A 17,738-nucleotide genomic window follows, 5' to 3' on the forward strand; every position below is an offset into this window, starting at 1 on the left:
TTCCTGAAACAAAAAAGACGCAGCCGCCGCTGCGTCTTTTTTGTTTTCAGCTGTACCGCGCCACAATCGCTTCCATTTCGTCCCAGCAGGCTTCCATGTCCTGCACCAGCTTGAACTGGGTGCGGGCCCGGTCCAGGTTCTGCCCCGGGCGGGCGGTGTGGAAATAGTGATCCCCTTCCAGATAATCGGTGAGGAACCGCATGCCGCATTCCAGGGTCATGAGCCGGGCACCCCAGGGCAGGGTCTCTTTCTCCAGCGGGGTGAAGGCATCCCCCGCCGCCTGCAGAAATCCCTTGACGTAGATTTCGAACAGCTCCCTGTCAAAGTTGACCAGGCTGAGGTCGGGCTCATCCTCCGCGCTGTGGTTGGCGCCGAACCGGATGGAGTCCCCGAAATCGTTGGCGGCCAGGCCCGGCATGACCGTGTCCAGATCGATGACGCACAGCCCTTCCCCGGTTGTGCGGTCAAACAGGATGTTGTTGAGCTTGGTATCGTTGTGGGTCACCCGCAGCGGCAGTTTTCCCGCCGCCAGCAGGTCGGTCATGACCGCACAGTCCCTTTGGCGGGCCCGCACAAAGGCGATTTCCTGCTCCACGCCGGCGGCACGGCCCAGAGAATCGGCTTCCACCGCCTTTTCAAAGTTTTCAAAGCGGCGGGGGGTGTCATGAAAATGCGGGATGGTCTCGTGCAAGGTGGCGGCGGGATACCCTGCCAGCTGCTTCTGGAAGTTGCCGAAGGCCACGGCGCTCTGGTAAAAATCTTCCGGTGTCTGGACCTGCTGCAGGCAGACGGTGTCCTCCACAAAGGCATACACCCGCCAGCAGCGGTTTTCTCCGTCCCGGAAATAGGCGCTGCCGGCCCGGGTGGGAATCACCTGCAGGGTGACGCGGGCGGGGTCGGCCCCCGCTGCTCTGCCTGGCGGCGCAGGTATCCGGTGACACCGCAGATGTTTTCCATCAGGCCGTCCGGGTCGGTGAAGGTATCGGTGTTGATCTTCTGCAGGATGTAGCGGCGGCGGTCACCGCCGGGTCTTTGTACTTCCACGCAGTAGGTGGAGTTGATGTGCCCTTGCCCGTAAGGTATGGCATCGGTCACCGTGCCGCCCCAATCCCAGGCCGCCAGCACATCGGGGCAGGCAACGTTGTTTTTCATGGAAAACACTCCTTTGTACAGGTGGATACCGAAAGCCTCTGCATTGCACGCCGTTTTCCCGTGCCGCCGGGCGTCGGGCTCCGAATCCGGATTTTCTCTCTTTTGATTCCATGGTACGGCACCGCCCTGCCCTTTGTCAAGGAAAAAGGGCGAAAAGCGGACAAAAAAGCGCCGGTTTCCGGAAACCGACGCAGATTTTTGAGATGTGCGGAAAAAGGCGGTTCAGCCTTCGTCCGGCAGGATACGCAGCGCCACATCGCGGCCGTTGATCAGGCTGGCCTCGTGCTCAAAGAACACCCGGCCCCCCACAGGCGTACACAGGGTCTGGCGGATGGCGCCCGAACAGGGGTCCACCACCTGGGCCAGGGCCTGGCCGCGCCGCACCTTGTTGCCCAGCTCGGTCATGTACACCAGCAGTCCGCCCTGGGCGGGCTGGATGTTGCACAGGGTTTCCTCCGCAAAGATGCGGGCCGGCTCCCCCTGGGTGACCTCACACTGGCAAAGCCCCCGGGTGTGCAGGAACCGCACCACCGCTTCCACCGCCTGTCTGGCAGCAGACACGTCGATGCGGTCGGTGGCGGGGGTGTACAGGGAGAAGGTCTGGGTGTCCCAGATCTGCCAGTTGTAGTTCAGGGTGGTGGTGTCGTAGGGATGGGGTTCCCGCAGCGCAATGTAAGGCAGACCGAAGTCCCGGGCCAGTTCCGGGTTCTGGTAGCCGGTTTTCATGATGCGCAGATGGGGCAGACAATGTCCCGGCAGATACAGGCTGGTCACATGGATGCCGTAGGTGTACCCCTGCAGGGCCGCAAAGATCCGCGCCGCAATGCGCTGGGTAGTCTCGCCCGCATCGTAGCCGGGGAACATGCGGTTGATGTCGGTGTTGTCCGCCGCCCAGAACCGCCGCCCCACGTTCATGGAAAACTGGTTGGCGCAAGGGATGACCAGAATGCCGCAGTCCTGCCCCAAAGCGCCAGCCTGTTCCAGGGTATCCAGGCGGCGGATCAACTGGGAACAGACGTACATCTGCTGGATTTCGTTGCCCCGCAAAGCCCCCATGACCGCCAGGGTCTTGCGCCCCGGCGTGCCGAAAAACCAGCCCTTCACGGCCAGGGGCTGGCGATAGGGGGTATCCAGCGTAAACAATACTTCCTCTCTCATACACTGCCTCCCAAAACACGGGCTATCAGCGAACCCTCATACACCACGGGGTATTCCCGCAGGGTGAACAGCAACCCGGTGGCGGGGCTGTGCAGCGTTTCACGGATACCGCCGGTGAGAGGGTCGGCCACAACGCCCAGTTCCTGGCCTTTTTCCACCCGGACCCCATGGGCCACCGCGGGGAAAAAGACGCCGGGGAAATTCGCATTCACGAAGGAGACCGCGCCGTCGCTGCTGACGATGGGCGGGGCGATGGGCGCCACCGGGGCGTCCCACATGCCCAGGTGTGCCATGAGGGACAGGATGCCGGTGAGCAGCTGCTCCCCGAAGGAACGGGTGATCCGGATCCCGATGCCCATTTCCACCACCAGGGTGGGGGTTCCCGCTGCGTTCAGGCTGTGGGCCAGGGTGGATTCCAGCACGGTGGCCGCGGCGTGAATCCAGATCAGGTTCATATTCAGGTATTTGGCCAGGGGCACCAGCTTTTCGGCGGTGTTCACGTTGATGCGCACCTGGGGAATCTCCCGCAGGAAGATGTTGCTGGCGTGGATGTCGATGCAGGCATCGGCGCCGGTGATGTCCTCCATGATGCGGGCGGCAATGAGCTCCGACATGGCGCCGTCCCGTCCGCCGGGGAAGGTCCGGTTCATGTCCAGGTCGCACAGGGGCATGCCCCGGGTCATGGTGCTGATGCCCAGAGGGTTCAGCGCCGGATAAATGTCCACGGTGCCATGCAGGTGTTCCCGGTTATCCTGCAGCAGACGGTTCAGCCGCCAGGCCACATACTGGCCTTCCAGCTCGTCGCCGTGGGTGCCGGTGACCACGCACAGCCGGGGGCCGCCCGACCCGATGCGGCGTTTCTGGATGACCAGATCTTCGCCCACGGCCAGGGGGACCCGTACCACTTCCTGTATCATGAGTTTGTATGCTCCTTCAAACTTGGTTTATTGTTCGCTGACCTTCATAAAGACGGTCTGGCACTGGTTGGCTCCTCCCAGAAAGACACCCCGCTCCATGGGGCAGTCGGTGAAATCCCGGCCCACACCAAACCGGATATACCCTTCGTCGGCCCAGCGGGCCTGGGTGGGATCGATGCCGGTCCAGATGCCGTCCAGCCAGACTTCGCACCAGGCGTGGCTGGCCCCCTCTCCTTCCGGCAGGCCGTTCACATACCGGGCGCTGAGCCCGCACAGCCGGGCCAGGGCCAGATACACATGGGCGTAGTCCTGGCAGACCCCCTGCCCCATCGCAAAAGCCCTGGCAGCGGTGGTGTCCACCCCGGTGACACCGGGGGTATACTGCATATGCCGCCCCACCGCTTCCAGCAGAGCCCAGGCTTTGGCCCGGGCGTCGGCGGGCAGCTCCAGTGCCGCAGCAGCATCGCGAAGAGCGGCGGAAGGCGCCGTGCACGGGGACGGATACCGGAAAATCCGCCGGTCGGGTTCCGGTTGTCTTGCCCCGTCGTCCCGCAGGACCTGCCCTGCCGCCCGGTAGTGAAACTGCCGGTGGGGGGCGTCGATGCGGCCGATCTGCAGCCGGTTGCCGAAGCCGTCCCGCTGTTCGGTGTAGGGCACGGCGGGGTCCAGCGTCAGGGCGGCGGACAGCACCCGCTGTCCGGGGAAATCGGCGGGCAGGCAGCGCAGCACAAAACTGTGGGCGGTGACCGGCCGGTCAAAATCCAGGGCGATATCGTAGGAAAATTCCAGCGTCCGGCTCATACCACAAACAGCCCTTCCACGCTGCGCAGCAGCTCGTCCTTGGGCACATCCTCCCCTTCCAGGGCGAAGGCGGTCACCCGGCCCAGGGCGTCGGGGTCGGTGGTCAGATCGGTCTTGTACAGCCGGTTCATCAGCTTGCCGGCTTCCCAGCGCAGACGCTCGGGTTCCAGGTCCAGGCGCAGCATCAGGCTCAGCCGCTCCACCATGCCCCCGGTCTTGGCAATGTTGCGCACCCCTTCGTGGTCCACCGATTCGTCAAAGCTGCCCCGGAAAGCCATGATGTCGTCCAGCACCCACTGCAGCTCCACGGCGGGTGCTTCGCTGCGGGCCGCCATGTTCATGGCGTTTTCGGCCATCTCCAGATAGGCCAGGGTGGGGGTGGAGATGGTCTCCCGCAGCACCATGCCGTTGCCCAGCAGGTTGTCCATACAGCCGCGCGCCGAACCGGGCACGGCGGCGTCAAAGAGATACCGGCGGCAGAAATCCTCGGCACTCTGGTAGACATTCTGCACCCCCAGGCGGCGGCAGATATCGGCGTAATCCACAGCGGAATCCGCCCCGTCCAGCAGAGTATCGTAGGTTTTCATCAAAAGTTGTACGGTCATATATACGCGCTCCGCATAGCGCCCCAGCCAGAACAGCCGGTTTTGTTTGGTCAGTGTGACAGGACCCATGTATCCTTGAAACCTCCTCCTTGTGACGAGTTGACGATGAAACTGTCCGGATTGCGGGAAAACCGGGTCAGGCCGCTGGGCCAGGCCACGGTGTCCTTGGCGCCGGACAGCACGAAGGCGCGCAGGTCGGCCTTGCGCTCCACCTTCTCGGTGCCTTCCATGATGGGCAGATCCTCGAAGTCGATGACCTCCTGGGCAATGAACCGCCGGGGCTGGGCCAGAATGGTGTCCCGCATCTTGTCCAGTTCCTCCCGGCTGAGCTTGCTGCCGAACATCACGCCATAACCGCCGGCTTCGGCCACATCCTTGATGACCAGGGTGTCCAGGTGGTCCAGCACGTATTTCCGGTCCTTCTCATAGAAGGGCAGATAGGTGGGGGCGTTGTGCAGGATGGCTTCCTCCCCCAGATAATAGCGGACCATCTTGGGCACAAAATAGTAGATGCCTTTGTCGTCGGCGGCGCCGTTGCCAAAGGCGTTGAGCACCGCCACGTTCCCCGCCCGGTAGGCGGCCATCAGGTTGGGGATGCCGATGAGGGAACTGGGCTCAAAGGTCAGGGGATCCATGTACTCGTCGGACACCCGGCGGTAGATGGCGCCCACCCGGCAGTCCTCGTGGGTGCCCTTGTAGTACAGCACATCGTCCCGCACGTACAGATCCCCCGATTCGGCCAGCACCGCGCCGGTTTGTTCGGCCAGGAAGGCGTGTTCAAAATAGGCCGCGTTGTATCGTCCCGGGGTGAACACCACATTGATGCCGCCGGTGTTCACGCTGTCCATGGTGCGGCGCAGCAGATCGCCGTAGCCCCGGTTGTCCATCACCGCATGGTGACGGAAGGTATCCGGCGAACAGCGGCGGCAGAGCTGCCGGGCAATGAGGGGATAGGACGCCCCCGAAGGAATGCGCAGGTTATCTTCCAGCACATACCAGGTGCCGTCCTTGCCCTTGACCAGGTCAATGCCCGAAATATGGCTGTATACCCCACCGGGAGGCAGAATGCCTTCGCAGGGGGCTAGATACCCCGGAGAGCGATAGACGAATTCTTCGGGCACGACGCCGTCGGCCAGAATGCGCTTTTCTCCGTACACGTCCTTCAGGAACAGGTTCAGCGCCCGCACGCGCTGTACCAGCCCCTTGGACAGCACATCCCACTCCCCGGCCGTGATGACCCGGGGAATGGCGTCGAAGGGAAACAGGCGTTCCTGAAAGGTGCCGTTCTTGTAAATGCCGAATTTGACCCCGTTGCGGGCCAGCTGGCGGTTGATCTGCTCTGCATGGCGGATCAGGTCTTCCATTCCAATCACCATCCCGATTACCAAAACTAAAAAAGAACAGGGCAAGGACGTTTTTCAAAGACGTCCTTGTCCTGTTCGTGTTACTATTATAGTGAATTTATCCCAACCCGTCAAGAAAAAATTGCGTGGGGACGAAAAGCGGTGACGGATTTTGGGAAACGGGGTCGTTGTGCGGGTCAGTTCTGCCGCCGGGCCGCCCTCCACAGCCGGAAAGCCTGTTCCGACGCAGCGGCGAGGTTTTGGCGGGCGGTGTCGGGGTCCATGGCCTCTTGCAGGGTGCAGATGCCGCGCAGAATGGGGAAAAAGGCGTCGATGCCCTGTTCGTTGCAGGCCGCGGCGTCGGGGGTGACGCTGCCCGCAAAGGCGATGACCGGTTTGCCGTATTCCTTGGCCAGCCGGGCCACCCCCACCGGGGCCTTGCCCATGGCGGTCTGGCCATCCAGGCGGCCTTCCCCCGTGACCACCAGATCGGCCTCCCGGATGTAGTCGGCCAGGCCAGTTTCGGCCAGCACAATACGGATGCCGGATTCCAGCACCGCGTTGGTGAAGGCCAGAAAGGCAAAGCCCATGCCCCCCGCCGCCCCGGCACCGGGATGGTCCGGGTCTGCCTTGCCGGGGCAGCGTTGTGCGGCAAGGGCCGCGTACCGCGCCAGCCAGCTGTCCATCCGGGCAATGGCGGCCGGGCCAGCCCCTTTCTGGGGGCCGTACACCGCACTGCAGCCCTGTTCGCCGCACAGAGGGTTGGTCACATCGCAGGCAACCTTGAATTCGCATTGGGCCAGCTCCGGCAAGACCCCGTCGTCGGTGATGGTGCACAGATTTGCCAGTCCGGCAGCGCCCCGGGGAATGGGGCGGCCGTTCCCGTCCAGGAATCCGTAGCCCAGGGCCTGGAGCATCCCCACGCCGCCGTCGTTGGTGGCACTGCCCCCAATGCCCACGATAAACCGGCGGCATCCTTGGACGATGGCGTCCCGCAGGACCTCCCCTACCCCATAGGTGGTGGCCCGCAGGGGGTCCCGGCGTTCCGGCTCCACCAGGGGCAGACCCGCCGCGCCGGACATTTCCACCACAGCAGTGCGGCCGTCCGGCAGGATGCCGTAGGCGCAGTCTACCGGGTCTCCCATAGGGCCGGTGACCGTTATCCGGCGCCGAGTACCGTTCAGGCCGGATACCAGCGCATCCACCGTGCCTTCGCCGCCGTCGGCCAGCGGCCGCACCGCCACCCGGGCGGCCAGATCGGCGCGCAGGGCGCCTTCCCGGACGGCGTGGCCGGCTTCCAGGGAGGTCAGGCTTCCTTTCAGGGAATCCATAGCAACCACGATTTTCATAAAACAGGCTCCTTTTTCTTGGGTTGTTTCCAGTATACCGCGGGTCGTGCCGGATTTCCATATTCGTCTTTGCCAAAGGTGCGGCCCCGTGGTATGATGGTCTTACAAAACAACCTGCCGGAAAGGGGGCCTGCTTGATGGCTAAAGTGGTTTTTCTGATGACCGACACCCAGCGGTACGACATGGTCAACGCCAATGTTTCCACCGGTCTGCATACCCCCAGCCTGGATCGCCTGGCAGCCCGGGGTATGCGGTTCACACGGGCCTACACCACCCAGCCGGTGTGTCAGCCCGCCCGGTGCGGCCTGTTCACCGGCCTGTATCCCCATTCCTGCAACAGCTGGACCAACTCTGCCGCCCTGTCCGCCGATGTGCACACCATCGGCCGGCGTCTGCAGGATCACGGGGTCCGCACCGCTTACGTGGGCAAGTGGCATCTGGATGGCGGGGACTATTTCGGGCTGGGCCGCTGCCCCGACGGCTGGGATCCGGACTACTGGTACGACATGCGCAATTATCTGGAAGAGCTGACCCCCGAGGAGCGCCGGGCTTCCCGCCGCAGCGCCACCATGGAAGAAACTTCCGACGTGCCCGCAGAGTTCACCTATGCCTACCGCTGCACCGACCGGGCGATCCGGTTTTTGCAGCAGCACGGACAGGAGGACCATTTCCTGCTGTGTGTTTCCTACGACGAACCCCATGGCCCCCATCTCTGTCCGCGGCAATACTGGGAACCGTACCGGGCCTTTGATTTTCCCCTGCCCTCCAACGTGACCGACACGCTGGAAGATAAGCCCGATTACCAGAAAGTCTGGGCCGGGGACCGTCTGCTTCAGGACCGCAGCGCGGTGCGGGTGCGCCTGCCCTACTATTTCGGATGCAACTCCTTTGTGGATGCCCAGATCGGCCGGGTGCTGGACGCCGTGGAAACCTACGCCGGGCCGGATGTGACGGTGATTTACACCTCCGACCACGGGGACATGCTGCAATCCCACTGTCTGATGAGCAAGGGCCCCGCCGCCTACGATGAGATCACCCGCATTCCCTTCTTTGTCAAGGGACCGGGCATCGCCCCCGGGTCGGTGAGCCGGGCGCCGGTCTCCCACATTGACCTGTGCCCCACCCTGTATGACCTCTTCGGGCTGGAACCGGCACCGGTGTTTGCGGGCCACAGCCTGCTGCCCCAACTGCGCGGGGAGACCGAGCGGGTGAACGAGTTTGTGTTTTTCGAGTTCGGCCGCTACGAGGTAGACCATGACGGGTTCGGCGGATTTCAGCCCCTGCGGGCGGCATTTGACGGGCGGTACAAGCTGAGCCTGAATCTGCTGTCCCAGGATGAATTTTACGACCTGGCACAGGACCCCGGAGAGACGGTAAACCGGATCCATGACCCGGCCTGCTATGAGCAGATCTGCCGGCTGCACGATGCCATTCTGGAAAACATGAACCGCACGCGGGACCCTTTCCGGGGGTATTACTGGCACTGCCGCCCCTGGCGCAAGGATGCCCCTCGCCCCACCTGGGACTACACCGGGTACACCCGGCAGTCGGAAAACGACTACGAAGCCCGGCAGCTGGACTACGCCACCGGTCTGCCCATGGAACACGCATGCCGGAAAAAAGAAGCGCCGCCCTCTTCCCAAAGAATGCCATGACTGTGCGCGGCGCGCTCTACATGGAAAGCTTCCGCGCAGTTTTCCTCTTTCTGATGCCCGTATGCAAAAAGGACGATCCTGTGTCTTTTGGACAGGATCGTCCTTTTCTGTTTTTGCCGTCCGGTGTTTTCGGCGGCTATTGTTGCAGATTTTGTTCGAACTGTTGTCCTTTCGTTTCCACATACGGAGCAAAGTCATCTTGGCGGAAACGCTCCAGACCTTCTGACGCCAGTTCGCGCCAGCTTTCGGCTTCGTGGAGCACCAGAATGGGATAAAACCACACCCCGTTCTTCTCGGCGGCGGTCTTGTCCCCGGGGGCGTCCCCCACCATCACCACATGGTCGGGGGCGTAACCCTTGCCCAGCAGGGCGGCAATGCAATCCGCCTTGCTGCCGGTGTCCTGGCAGCAGACCACATCCACCTTGTCCAGCAGGCCGCAGCGGGCCCATTCCTCCTCCACCGCCTCCCGGTTGGCGCTGGACACCACCGCCACATCCGCCACGGCGTGGGCGGCCTCCAGGCCTTCGGCGGCGCCGGGGAAGGGGTTCTTCTCGCTCTCGGGCAGGGCGTTGATGGCGGCGTTCACCTTCTGGGACCAGGACAGGGCCTTGGCCAGGCAGGGGCCCTTGGCGGTGGCCGCCGCCTGCTCCACCGCCCGGTTGCTCAGTTCCGGCGCGGATTGTACCCATTCGGTCAGCTCCTCCACTCCTTCGATGGGGCAATAGGTGCGGTTGATCTCGGTCAGGGCCATGGCCAGGCCCTTGAACCGGTTGACACCCCGGGTCATGGAATAGAGGTTGATCTCGTTCCAGCGTTCCAGAATGGGCTTTTCCCATTTCTGCAGGTTCCATTCCTCCACCATGCAGGGTCCGAAACACCGGAAATGCTTGATGTCCATGGTGTCCATGGCGCAGCCGTCGCTGTCCACGCAGACCAGCCAGGCCTTGGCGGGGGTAAAGTGCTGCAAGTCTTTCATAGATATCCTTCTCCTCACAGTCGGGTGTCCCAGCGGCCGCAGAACACGCTTTCGTCGGCCTGCCCCAGGAACGGGCTCTGCCCGGTGAGCTTGGCGATGGCGGCCCGGATGTGGGTGCGGTTGGGGGCATAGGCGTTGATGAAGGTGTGGATCTGGGGTAGGTCAATGAGGTGGTTGGTGTAGTTCAGGCTCATGGCCACGGTGGGCACCTCCTCATTGTACCAGGGCAGTTCCATGCTGTGGTTGCAGCTCCAGCGCACCCGCACTTCGTTTTCCTGGGCGTAGCCCTTGATGTTCAGCACCAGCAGAGCCCAGTCGTGGGTATCGATAAAGCTCTGACGGCTTTCGTGGCTGAGCATTTTGACAAAGTTCATGGGGGAAACACCGTTTTTCACTTCCAGGTCGTAGAAGTTGGGGCACAGGTCCACCGTAAAGCCGGCCCGCTCCAGTTCCTCCACCAGCACCTGCTTCACCGGGTCGCCCTTGTATCCCTTGGAATTGGGGGTGGTGCCCACATACACCAGGAACACCCGCTTCCTGGCCTGGGGGTTGATGGGCAGGTTGGCGCGGGTATCCTTGACCAGGGTGATGCAGCTGTCCGCCGCCTGGGCGGTATAAGCCTTGTGCTCCGCACAGCCGATGCAGTCCAGGGCACTCTCTTCCGGCATGCGCCGCTCGTTGAGGTGCAGCTTGGCCTTGAGGCCCAGGATGCGGTGCAGGGCGTCGGACAGGCGCTCCTCGGTCAGTTCGCCCCGGTCGTAGGCGGCCCGCACATAGGAGATGTCCTCCTCGATGTCGTTGGCGAACAGGAACATATCACAGCCCGCGATGATGGCCCCGGGCACCGCCTGGCTCCGCTTGACCCGGGCGGTCATGCCCACCATGTGGGACGCATCGGTGACGATGAGGCCGTTAAAGCCCAGTTCCCCCCGCAGCAGGTCGGTGAGCAGTTCGGGAGCCAGGGTGGCGGGCATGATATCCTTGTCCTGGATGCCGGGGCGCAGCTTGCGGCTCATTTCCGGCAGGGCAATGTGGCCCACCATCACCGCGTCCACACCGTCCCCGATCAGGGTACGGTAGACCTTGCCGAAGCTGGCTTCCCAGTCCTCCACGCTCAGGTTGTTCACCCCCATGACCAGGTGCTGGTCCAGCTCCTCCACACCGTCGCCGGGGAAATGTTTGATGGTGCAGGCCATGTTGGGGTTGGCTTCCTTGATGCCCTTGATGTAGGCCCGGGCGTTGGCGATGACCTTGTCCGGGTCGGAGCCGAAGCTGCGGGTGTTCACGATGGTGTTGCGCCAGTTCTTGTACACATCCACCACAGGGTTGAACATCCAGTTGGCCCCCACGGCGCTGGCCTCCCGCCCGGCCACCAGGCCCAGGTGATAGGCGTTGTCGGTGCCCTGACCGGCACCGCATTCCGCCGCCGTGGCCACAAAAGTGCCTTCCGGCGCGGCGCCGTTGCCGCCGTCGTCACAGTTGGCGGCAATGAGCAGCGGCAGCTTGCTGTTCTTCTGGAAGGTGGACAGCTGCTTGTAGATGGCTGCCTTGTCGCCGCCGTTCTGCCACCGCAGACCGCCCATGTGGGACTGGGCCAGCATGGCCTGGATCTGCCCTTCCCCGAAGCCGGGCTGGGCCTGCAGCAGGATGAACAGCTGGCCGATTTTTTCTTCCAGGGTCATGCCGGCGATGGAATCCTCCACCCATGCAATCTGTTCGTCGGTGAGATAAAAAGGCTTTGCCTTGAGATCGACCATAACAACCTCCTTTGTCATATCCTACGGTTTGTGTGTTTATCCGATTTCGGTCACCTGAAGCAGTTCCCGGAACGTTTTCAGGTTGTAATCTCCGGCCCCGTGGTCAGCGGCATCCCCCACGCAGGCCACCGCAAATCCGCCCGCATGGCCAGCCTGCGCCCCGGACAGGGCGTCCTCCACCACCAGGCAATCCGCCGGAGAAAGCTGCAGCATCCCGGCCGCCTTGAGAAAGACTTCCGGGTCCGGCTTGGAACGGGTGATGTTGTTGCCGTCGCTGACGGCGTCGAACCAGTTGTCCAGCCCGATGCTCCCCAGGATCAGCGGGGTGTTTTTGCTGGAAGAACCGATGGCCAGCCGCAGCCCGGCCGCCCGCAGGCGTTCCAGTGTTTCGCGGACTTCGTCGCTCAGGTCCCGGGGCGACATCTGGGCCAGCAGGGTGCGGTAGAGCTCGTTTTTCTCGGCAGCCATGGCCTGCTTTTCCGCTTCGCTGTACGCAACCGGGAATTTTTCCAGAATGATTTCCAGGCTTTCCATGCGGGAAACGCCCCGCAGCCGGTTGTTCACCGTGCGGTCAAAGGGCACCCCGATGCGGTCGGCCAGCTGTTTCCAGGCACGGTAATGGTATTCATCGGTGGAACAGATGACCCCGTCCAGATCAAAGATTATGCCTTTGTATTTCATTGTGCCATACTCCTTTCCCACGGTCTCAATATTGCAGATATTCCTTGCCGCAGAAGGGATCGATGGGACTCTTGCCCGTAAAGGCGGAGCGGCCCAGCAGTTTGTCGGCACAGGCCCGGATTATGGCATCGTGGTTGGAATAGCAGTTGATGTAGGTCTGGATCTGAGGCACATCCACCAGGGCATAGGGGTTGGCCATACTCACATACACCACCGGCACTTCGGCGGTGAACCAAGGGCAATTGTTGCCGTTGCCCCAGAAGGTGAACCACTGGTACCGGTTGGTCACCTGGTTGGAGGCGTTCTCCATGTTGCCGATATAGAGAACCATGTCGTACTGGTCATGGAAGGTTTTCACATCAAAGCGGGCGGTCTCAAAGGTTTCCTTTTCATAGGGAATCACGGTGAAGCCCGCTTCGGTGAGGCAGTGGGTCCAGGTATCCCGCACCCGGGGGGTGGAAGGATAGTCCCCCAGCACTTCCAGCAGCACCCGGGGCGTCTTTTCAGCGGAAAGGGGGAGATAGCCGGCCGTATCCTTGACCAGAGTCACCGCCTTATCGGCGCATTCCTCCGCCCAGGTCCTGTGCAGCGAGCTTTGCAGTACCGCCAGGTCCTTTTCCGGGGGGACAATCTCGGTGGGCGCCAGCTTGTGCAGGCCCAGGGCCGCCTTGGTGGCCAGAATGCGGGTGACGGCCTCGGTGAGGCGGGCGTCACTGAGGATGCCGCTGCGGTAGCCTTCCAGCATATACTGGTAATCTTCATCCAGGTCCTTGTTGAACAGGAACATGTCACAGCCGGCCTCGATGGCATAGGGCACCGACCGGTGCCGGGGCATGGCCACGTTGAAACCCACCATGCAGGTGGAGTCGGTGGAGATGAGGCCGTTGAAGCCCAGCTTGCCCCGCAGCAGCCCTTGCAGCAGTTCGGGAGAGAGGGTGGCCGGAATCAGCTTTTGGGGGAAATCCGGGTTGAAGTGTTTCTGATAGGCGGGCTGGGCAATATGCCCCACCATGACGGTGAGGGCACCGGCGTCAATGAGCCCTTTATAGATTTTGCCATAGGTGGCGTCCCAGTCTTCGCAGGAAAGGTCGTTGACACTGACCAGGATGTGCTGGTCCACCTCGTCACAGCCGTCGCCGGGGAAATGTTTGATGGACACCGCCAGGTTTTCCTCCCGGGCGGCGCGCAGATATTCCTTGCCGCAGGCCAGCACCATATCCGGGTCGTTGCCGTAGGTACGCACGTTGGTGATGGGGTTGCGCCAGTTGCGGTCAATGTCCACCACCGGGGCAAAGGCCCAGTTGCAGCCCACGGCCTTGCCCTCGGCACAGCTGATCTTGCCCAGCCGGTATGCCTGAGCAGGGTCGCCGGTGGCTGCCACCTGCATCTGCTTGCCGAACGCCGTGCCGTCGGTGGCAATGCCGTCCCCGCCCGCTTCCAGGTTGGCCGCAATGAGCAGCGGAATCTTGCTGTGTTCCTGCAGCCAGCGATGGCAGGCCTGCATCTCCTTGCCTTCCCCGCTGCGGTACATGATGCCGCCGATGTGATGGTCCAGCATGACATGCTGCAGGTAGCCGGGGTCGGCGGAATAGCCGATGGGCACAAACAACTGGCCGATCTTCTCTTCCGTGGTCATGCCCGCCAGGGTCCTTTCCACCCAGGCAACGGCTTCATCATCCAGAAAAAAGGGCTTTGCGCGCAGATCGATCATAGATTGTTTTCCTCCTTTCTTGTTCACACCTTGGGAATGGCGGTCAGGGCCAGGTTCAGAGCCTTGATGTCCTCCTCGGCCACATCTGGCTTTTCGTGGCGGATAACCTGTTCCAGGGTGAAGGTATCGGGCGCTTCGTGCATCAGCTTGCCGATGACCGGCTGCAGGGTGTCCACGGTGGCCGCCGCCTTCGGGTTGGCCAGCAGGGTGGAAAGACGGTCCCGCAGAGAGTAGGCATCTTCCGGGAAGAGGCGGGCTTCCTCGGCCTCATCCACAAACCAGTTTCGCACGTTCAGACCCGGGTCCTGGTCCACGTACACATAAGCGGCATCCGGCTCCGCCACCCGGCAGAACACCGCGCTGTCGGTGCAGGCGCCGGCCTGGGCGGTGACCCGATTTTCCCCGTTCTGCAGGGGCACACTGGCGAAGCAGGCGCTGCCGTTTTCCACCGGAGCCATGCGGCTTTCGCCGTTTACCGTCAGGGTCACCTGGGGCTGGTTGGAATACACCTTCACCGTCATGGTCTCGGCCGCCCGGTTCACATACCGCCGCTGGGCAATGTGGACAAAGGGGTCCTCCGACCACAAGGCCTTGTAGTAATAGAAAGCATCCTTGCGGGTCTTGCGGTCAAAGGTGACCAGGCCCTTGATGTTCCGGGATTTCACACCGCCCGCGTTGCGGATGGCAGAGACGAAGTCGAACATATTCCACACAAAGCTGCCCCACACAAAATCCCGCTGGGCCATATAGGGGTAGACGGTCTCGTGGTACAATGCCTGGAACTCCTCGGTGTAGTCATTGACACGGGGGGTGTCGCTGTGGAAGGCCGGGTTGCAGTCGGCCCCATATTCCGAAATGGCCAGGGGCATGGCGGGATTGACCCGGTGAAATTCGTCCAGGAACTTGGCGTGGTCGGGCATTTTGCCGTAATACCAGCCGAAATAGACATTGTAGGCGGTGACGTCGGTGACACGATTGAGGACGCTGTCGCATTCCACCGCATTAAGGTTGGCACTGCTGGTCAGACGGTCGGGATCCAGGCGATGGGCCAGCTCATTCAGACGGCCCACCCGCTCGGCCATGTACGGTTTATCCCCGAAGATGGCAATCTCATTCTGCAGCCCCCAGAAGAAGATGCTGGGATGGTGCAGGTTCTGCAGAATCATTTCGGTCAGCTGATCGGCGGCATTCTGCAAAAGCTCTTCGTTGAGGGTCAGCTTGAGCAGCGGGATCTCGGCCCAGACAGCCAGGCCCCGCTCATCGCACAGCTCGTACACCCGCTGGGGGTGGGGATAGTGGGACAGCCGCACCGCGTTGGCGCCCATCTCGGTGATGAGATCGATGTCGGTGCGCCAGTTGTCCTCCCCGGCAGCGGAAAAGACCCCCGCTGTATCCTGGTGTTTGGCCACACCCCGCAGTTTCAGGTGTTCACCGTTGAGGAAAAATCCCTTGTCCGGGTCCACCGAATACCGGCGGAAGCCCACCGTGAGAGCAACAGCATCCAGCGTTTCCCCCTGGCGGACCAGCTCGGCGGTCACCTGATACAGCGCCGGGTCCTTCCGGCCGTTCCACAGCCGGGGGTTGCCCAGTTCCAGGCGGGCGGTGCCTGCCGGGGAAAGGGTCTGCCGCAGCACTTCGGCACCATCCGGATCACACAGGGTATAGCAAACCTGCACATCGGCGGGCAGGGTGTCTCCGCCGGGGATTTCGGCCGTCAGAACACCCTTGTTCCCTTCCATCCTTGTGCGCAAAAGCACCCCCGACGTGCCGTGATAGCACACCGGGAAGTGCACCGCACCGGTGCAGATCAGTTCCACCTTGCGATGGATGCCGCCGAAACTGGCGAAGTCGCCGGACAGAGGGCTGACCGTCTCCCCCACCTCGTTGTTCACCTGTACGGTGAGCAGGTTGTTGCCGTCGGCGGCCAGGCCGTCGGTCAGTTCCAGGGCAAAGATGGTATAGCCGCCCCGGTGACCGCCGATTTTCCGGCCATTGAGGTAGACTTCACAGGTTTTGTCCACGCCGTGAAAGCGCACAAATACCTGCTGGCCCTGGGTGGGGGTCAGGGAGAATTGTTTCTGATAAACCGCGTTGCCACGATAGTAATCATCATCGGTATACCAGGTGTGGGGCAACGTGACAGCTTCGCCCTCCAGGGGCAGAGCGGGATCGGGCAGAACATCCGGGCATTTGCGGAAACGCCAACCCTCATTCCAATCCGTAACGGTTCTCATAACATGACTCCTTTCTGTTCTTCCGGTTCCGGCACCGGTTCCATGCTGCACGCTACATCCAGGCGCAGCGCCTGACCGGCCGCGGCCGCCGGTTCCCACCGGGGCAGGCCGGGGCCATTGGGGTCTCCGGTTCTGGCAAAGGCCAGCAGTGCCCCCACCATCACATCCCGCAGCTTGTAATCCTGGGGTGTGAAGGGACGCCAACAGTGGTCCAGGGTACCGAACCAGTACCAAAGATCGGCGCTGTGCCAGGCACCATGGTCATCCCCCGGCAGCTGACGGGTAAAATACCAGGCATAGGATGTCTGCGGCCGGGACGCCGCCCAGCGCACGCCATCCTGGGCCAGGCCGGGGACGATATCTTCGCTGTTGGCACCGCACAGGCAGGGCACATCCAGCCAACCGCCCGCCAGGGCGCCGGGGGTACCCGGCGCGGGGAATGCCGCTTCATCAAATCCGGGAGAGATGTAGTTGATCACTGTGGGGAAGCCATGCTTTTCAAACATACTGCCCAGGCTGCCCATGACCGCCTGGGGCGTCATGGCCCGCAGAGCGGCCAGATCGGGATTTCCCAGGCTGTGACGCCAGTCTTCCCAGAATTCCATCCGCTGGGCAGGGGTTGGCATCTCGTTGAACAGGTGGGATTGGGCCCCGCCGCCGCTGGACATGACCACCCGGCGGAACAGTCCCCGGGCCGCCGGGCTGCCGGCCAGCATCTGCACACTGCGGGCGCCGGCGCTCTGGCCCATGAGGGTCACGTTGTCCGGGTCACCGCCAAAGGCGGCAATGTTGTCATGCACCCAGCGCAGCGCCGCCAGCTGGTCGTACAGCTGATAGTTGCCCGCGTGCCCCGCTTCGGCCGCCAGGTCGGGCAGAGTGACCGCACCAAAGATGCCCAGCCGGTAGTTGAGGGTGACGGCAATGACCCCCTGTTCCGGCCAGACAGGCTCGTTGAACACCTTGTCCCAACCGGAGCCGCCCATAAAGGCTCCGCCGTGGATGTACACCAGTACGGGGGCGTGTTCGGCGTCGTCCGGGGCATAGATATTCAGATACTGGCAGTCTTCCGAGTAGGTGTAAGGCAATCCTTCCCGGAATTCATGCTCATAAAACGAGGGCTTGCCCCCCTTGTTGCGCGGGCCCATGGCCGCCATCTGCATGGCGTTGGGGCCGAAGCGGGTGGCGTCGAGGGTGCCGTCCCAGTGGGTGGTGACGCAGGGATACTGCCAGCGGCCGGCGGTGGCGTAGCGGATGCCGCGGAAGGCCGTGACTCCCGCCTGGGCAGCCATCCCCTGCACCGGGCCGCAGGGTGTCTGGCACAGATGATTGCGGATCATGAAAAAACCTCCTTGTTATGTGGAGTGTGAATACCAAAAACAGGGCCGGCACGCAGAGAACG

The 17,738-nt window shown here is 62.6% G+C and carries 15 protein-coding genes; 1 reads left to right on the plus strand and 14 read right to left on the minus strand.

The window, feature by feature from the left end; translation table 11 throughout:
- Positions 1 to 46 precede the first annotated feature (46 nt).
- The 8 genes from H6B15_RS06605 to H6B15_RS06635 all read right to left on the minus strand — a co-directional run bounded on the left by H6B15_RS06605 (position 47) and on the right by H6B15_RS06635 (position 7,325).
- Positions 47 to 874 (minus strand): phosphotransferase enzyme family protein, encoded by an 828-nt coding sequence (locus tag H6B15_RS06605; RefSeq protein WP_345941948.1) that lies wholly within the window; start codon positions 872 to 874, stop codon positions 47 to 49.
- A complete protein-coding gene (locus H6B15_RS15785) occupies positions 871 to 1,152 on the minus strand; it encodes a hypothetical protein (protein WP_345941949.1) in 282 nt (93 codons plus the stop codon). Before H6B15_RS15785 ends, H6B15_RS06605 begins: the two co-directional genes overlap by 4 nt.
- Positions 1,153 to 1,374: 222 nt before the next feature.
- The gene (locus tag H6B15_RS06610) at positions 1,375 to 2,310 is read right to left on the minus strand and encodes a M14 family metallopeptidase (protein ID WP_204647205.1); all 936 of its coding nucleotides are present in this window, start codon (positions 2,308 to 2,310) and stop codon (positions 1,375 to 1,377) included.
- Positions 2,307 to 3,227: a M14 family metallopeptidase gene (locus H6B15_RS06615; protein WP_204647206.1), complete on the minus strand. Its 921-nt coding sequence runs from the start codon at positions 3,225 to 3,227 to the stop codon at positions 2,307 to 2,309. The genes H6B15_RS06610 and H6B15_RS06615 overlap by 4 nt, the downstream gene beginning before the upstream one ends.
- A 27-nt stretch (positions 3,228 to 3,254) precedes the next feature.
- A complete protein-coding gene (locus H6B15_RS06620) occupies positions 3,255 to 4,028 on the minus strand; it encodes a transglutaminase family protein (protein WP_204647207.1) in 774 nt (257 codons plus the stop codon).
- Entirely contained in the window at positions 4,025 to 4,702 is a 678-nt protein-coding gene (locus H6B15_RS06625; RefSeq protein WP_204647208.1) for an alpha-E domain-containing protein, read from the minus strand. Before H6B15_RS06625 ends, H6B15_RS06620 begins: the two co-directional genes overlap by 4 nt.
- Complete coding sequence (locus H6B15_RS06630) at positions 4,684 to 5,997, minus strand: circularly permuted type 2 ATP-grasp protein (protein WP_204647209.1); 1,314 nt, start codon at positions 5,995 to 5,997, stop codon at positions 4,684 to 4,686. Before H6B15_RS06630 ends, H6B15_RS06625 begins: the two co-directional genes overlap by 19 nt.
- Positions 5,998 to 6,173: 176 nt before the next feature.
- Entirely contained in the window at positions 6,174 to 7,325 is a 1,152-nt protein-coding gene (locus H6B15_RS06635) for a glycerate kinase family protein (RefSeq protein WP_204647210.1), read from the minus strand.
- Between the two features lie 137 nt (positions 7,326 to 7,462).
- Between H6B15_RS06635 and H6B15_RS06640 the strand changes: the two genes are divergently transcribed.
- Positions 7,463 to 8,980, plus strand: a complete 1,518-nt coding sequence (locus H6B15_RS06640) for a sulfatase-like hydrolase/transferase (protein ID WP_243424316.1) — start codon at positions 7,463 to 7,465, stop codon at positions 8,978 to 8,980.
- 136 nt (positions 8,981 to 9,116) lie between these two features.
- Here H6B15_RS06640 and H6B15_RS06645 read toward each other — a convergent pair whose 3' ends face one another.
- The 6 genes from H6B15_RS06645 to H6B15_RS06670 are packed head-to-tail and all read right to left on the minus strand — an operon-like array spanning position 9,117 to position 17,676.
- On the minus strand, positions 9,117 to 9,956 hold the full coding sequence (locus H6B15_RS06645; protein ID WP_204647212.1) for an HAD family hydrolase: 840 nt from the start codon (positions 9,954 to 9,956) through the stop codon (positions 9,117 to 9,119).
- Between the two features lie 14 nt (positions 9,957 to 9,970).
- Complete coding sequence (locus tag H6B15_RS06650) at positions 9,971 to 11,713, minus strand: glycoside hydrolase family 3 protein (RefSeq protein WP_204647213.1); 1,743 nt, start codon at positions 11,711 to 11,713, stop codon at positions 9,971 to 9,973.
- A gap of 36 nt (positions 11,714 to 11,749) precedes the next feature.
- A complete protein-coding gene (pgmB, locus tag H6B15_RS06655) occupies positions 11,750 to 12,394 on the minus strand; it encodes a beta-phosphoglucomutase (RefSeq protein ID WP_204647214.1) in 645 nt (214 codons plus the stop codon).
- Between the two features lie 25 nt (positions 12,395 to 12,419).
- On the minus strand, positions 12,420 to 14,105 hold the full coding sequence (locus H6B15_RS06660; RefSeq protein WP_204647215.1) for a glycoside hydrolase family 3 protein: 1,686 nt from the start codon (positions 14,103 to 14,105) through the stop codon (positions 12,420 to 12,422).
- 23 nt (positions 14,106 to 14,128) lie between these two features.
- Positions 14,129 to 16,339, minus strand: a complete 2,211-nt coding sequence (locus H6B15_RS06665; RefSeq protein WP_204647216.1) for a glycoside hydrolase family 2 protein — start codon at positions 16,337 to 16,339, stop codon at positions 14,129 to 14,131.
- Positions 16,336 to 17,676, minus strand: a complete 1,341-nt coding sequence (locus tag H6B15_RS06670; protein ID WP_204647217.1) for a carboxylesterase family protein — start codon at positions 17,674 to 17,676, stop codon at positions 16,336 to 16,338. The genes H6B15_RS06665 and H6B15_RS06670 overlap by 4 nt, the downstream gene beginning before the upstream one ends.
- Positions 17,677 to 17,738 lie beyond the last annotated feature (62 nt).

Source organism: Gemmiger formicilis (assembly GCF_016900095.1).
GTDB classification, from domain to species: Bacteria; Bacillota; Clostridia; order Oscillospirales; family Ruminococcaceae; genus Gemmiger; species Gemmiger formicilis_A.

Excerpts from the sequence above, each read along its gene's own strand:
- H6B15_RS06635 (WP_204647210.1), bottom strand. The coding sequence starts at position 7,325 with ATGAAAATCGTGGTTGCTATGGATTCCCTGAAAGGAAGCCTGACCTCC.
- pgmB (WP_204647214.1), bottom strand. The coding sequence starts at position 12,394 with ATGAAATACAAAGGCATAATCTTTGATCTGGACGGGGTCATCTGTTCC.
- H6B15_RS06640 (WP_243424316.1), top strand. The coding sequence starts at position 7,463 with ATGGCTAAAGTGGTTTTTCTGATGACCGACACCCAGCGGTACGACATG.
- H6B15_RS06645 (WP_204647212.1), bottom strand. The coding sequence starts at position 9,956 with ATGAAAGACTTGCAGCACTTTACCCCCGCCAAGGCCTGGCTGGTCTGC.
- H6B15_RS06610 (WP_204647205.1), bottom strand. The coding sequence starts at position 2,310 with ATGAGAGAGGAAGTATTGTTTACGCTGGATACCCCCTATCGCCAGCCC.
- H6B15_RS06665 (WP_204647216.1), bottom strand. The coding sequence starts at position 16,339 with ATGAGAACCGTTACGGATTGGAATGAGGGTTGGCGTTTCCGCAAATGC.
- H6B15_RS06615 (WP_204647206.1), bottom strand. The coding sequence starts at position 3,227 with ATGATACAGGAAGTGGTACGGGTCCCCCTGGCCGTGGGCGAAGATCTG.
- H6B15_RS06660 (WP_204647215.1), bottom strand. The coding sequence starts at position 14,105 with ATGATCGATCTGCGCGCAAAGCCCTTTTTTCTGGATGATGAAGCCGTT.
- H6B15_RS15785 (WP_345941949.1), bottom strand. The coding sequence starts at position 1,152 with ATGAAAAACAACGTTGCCTGCCCCGATGTGCTGGCGGCCTGGGATTGG.
- H6B15_RS06670 (WP_204647217.1), bottom strand. The coding sequence starts at position 17,676 with ATGATCCGCAATCATCTGTGCCAGACACCCTGCGGCCCGGTGCAGGGG.
- H6B15_RS06625 (WP_204647208.1), bottom strand. The coding sequence starts at position 4,702 with ATGGGTCCTGTCACACTGACCAAACAAAACCGGCTGTTCTGGCTGGGG.
- H6B15_RS06620 (WP_204647207.1), bottom strand. The coding sequence starts at position 4,028 with ATGAGCCGGACGCTGGAATTTTCCTACGATATCGCCCTGGATTTTGAC.
- H6B15_RS06650 (WP_204647213.1), bottom strand. The coding sequence starts at position 11,713 with ATGGTCGATCTCAAGGCAAAGCCTTTTTATCTCACCGACGAACAGATT.
- H6B15_RS06630 (WP_204647209.1), bottom strand. The coding sequence starts at position 5,997 with ATGGAAGACCTGATCCGCCATGCAGAGCAGATCAACCGCCAGCTGGCC.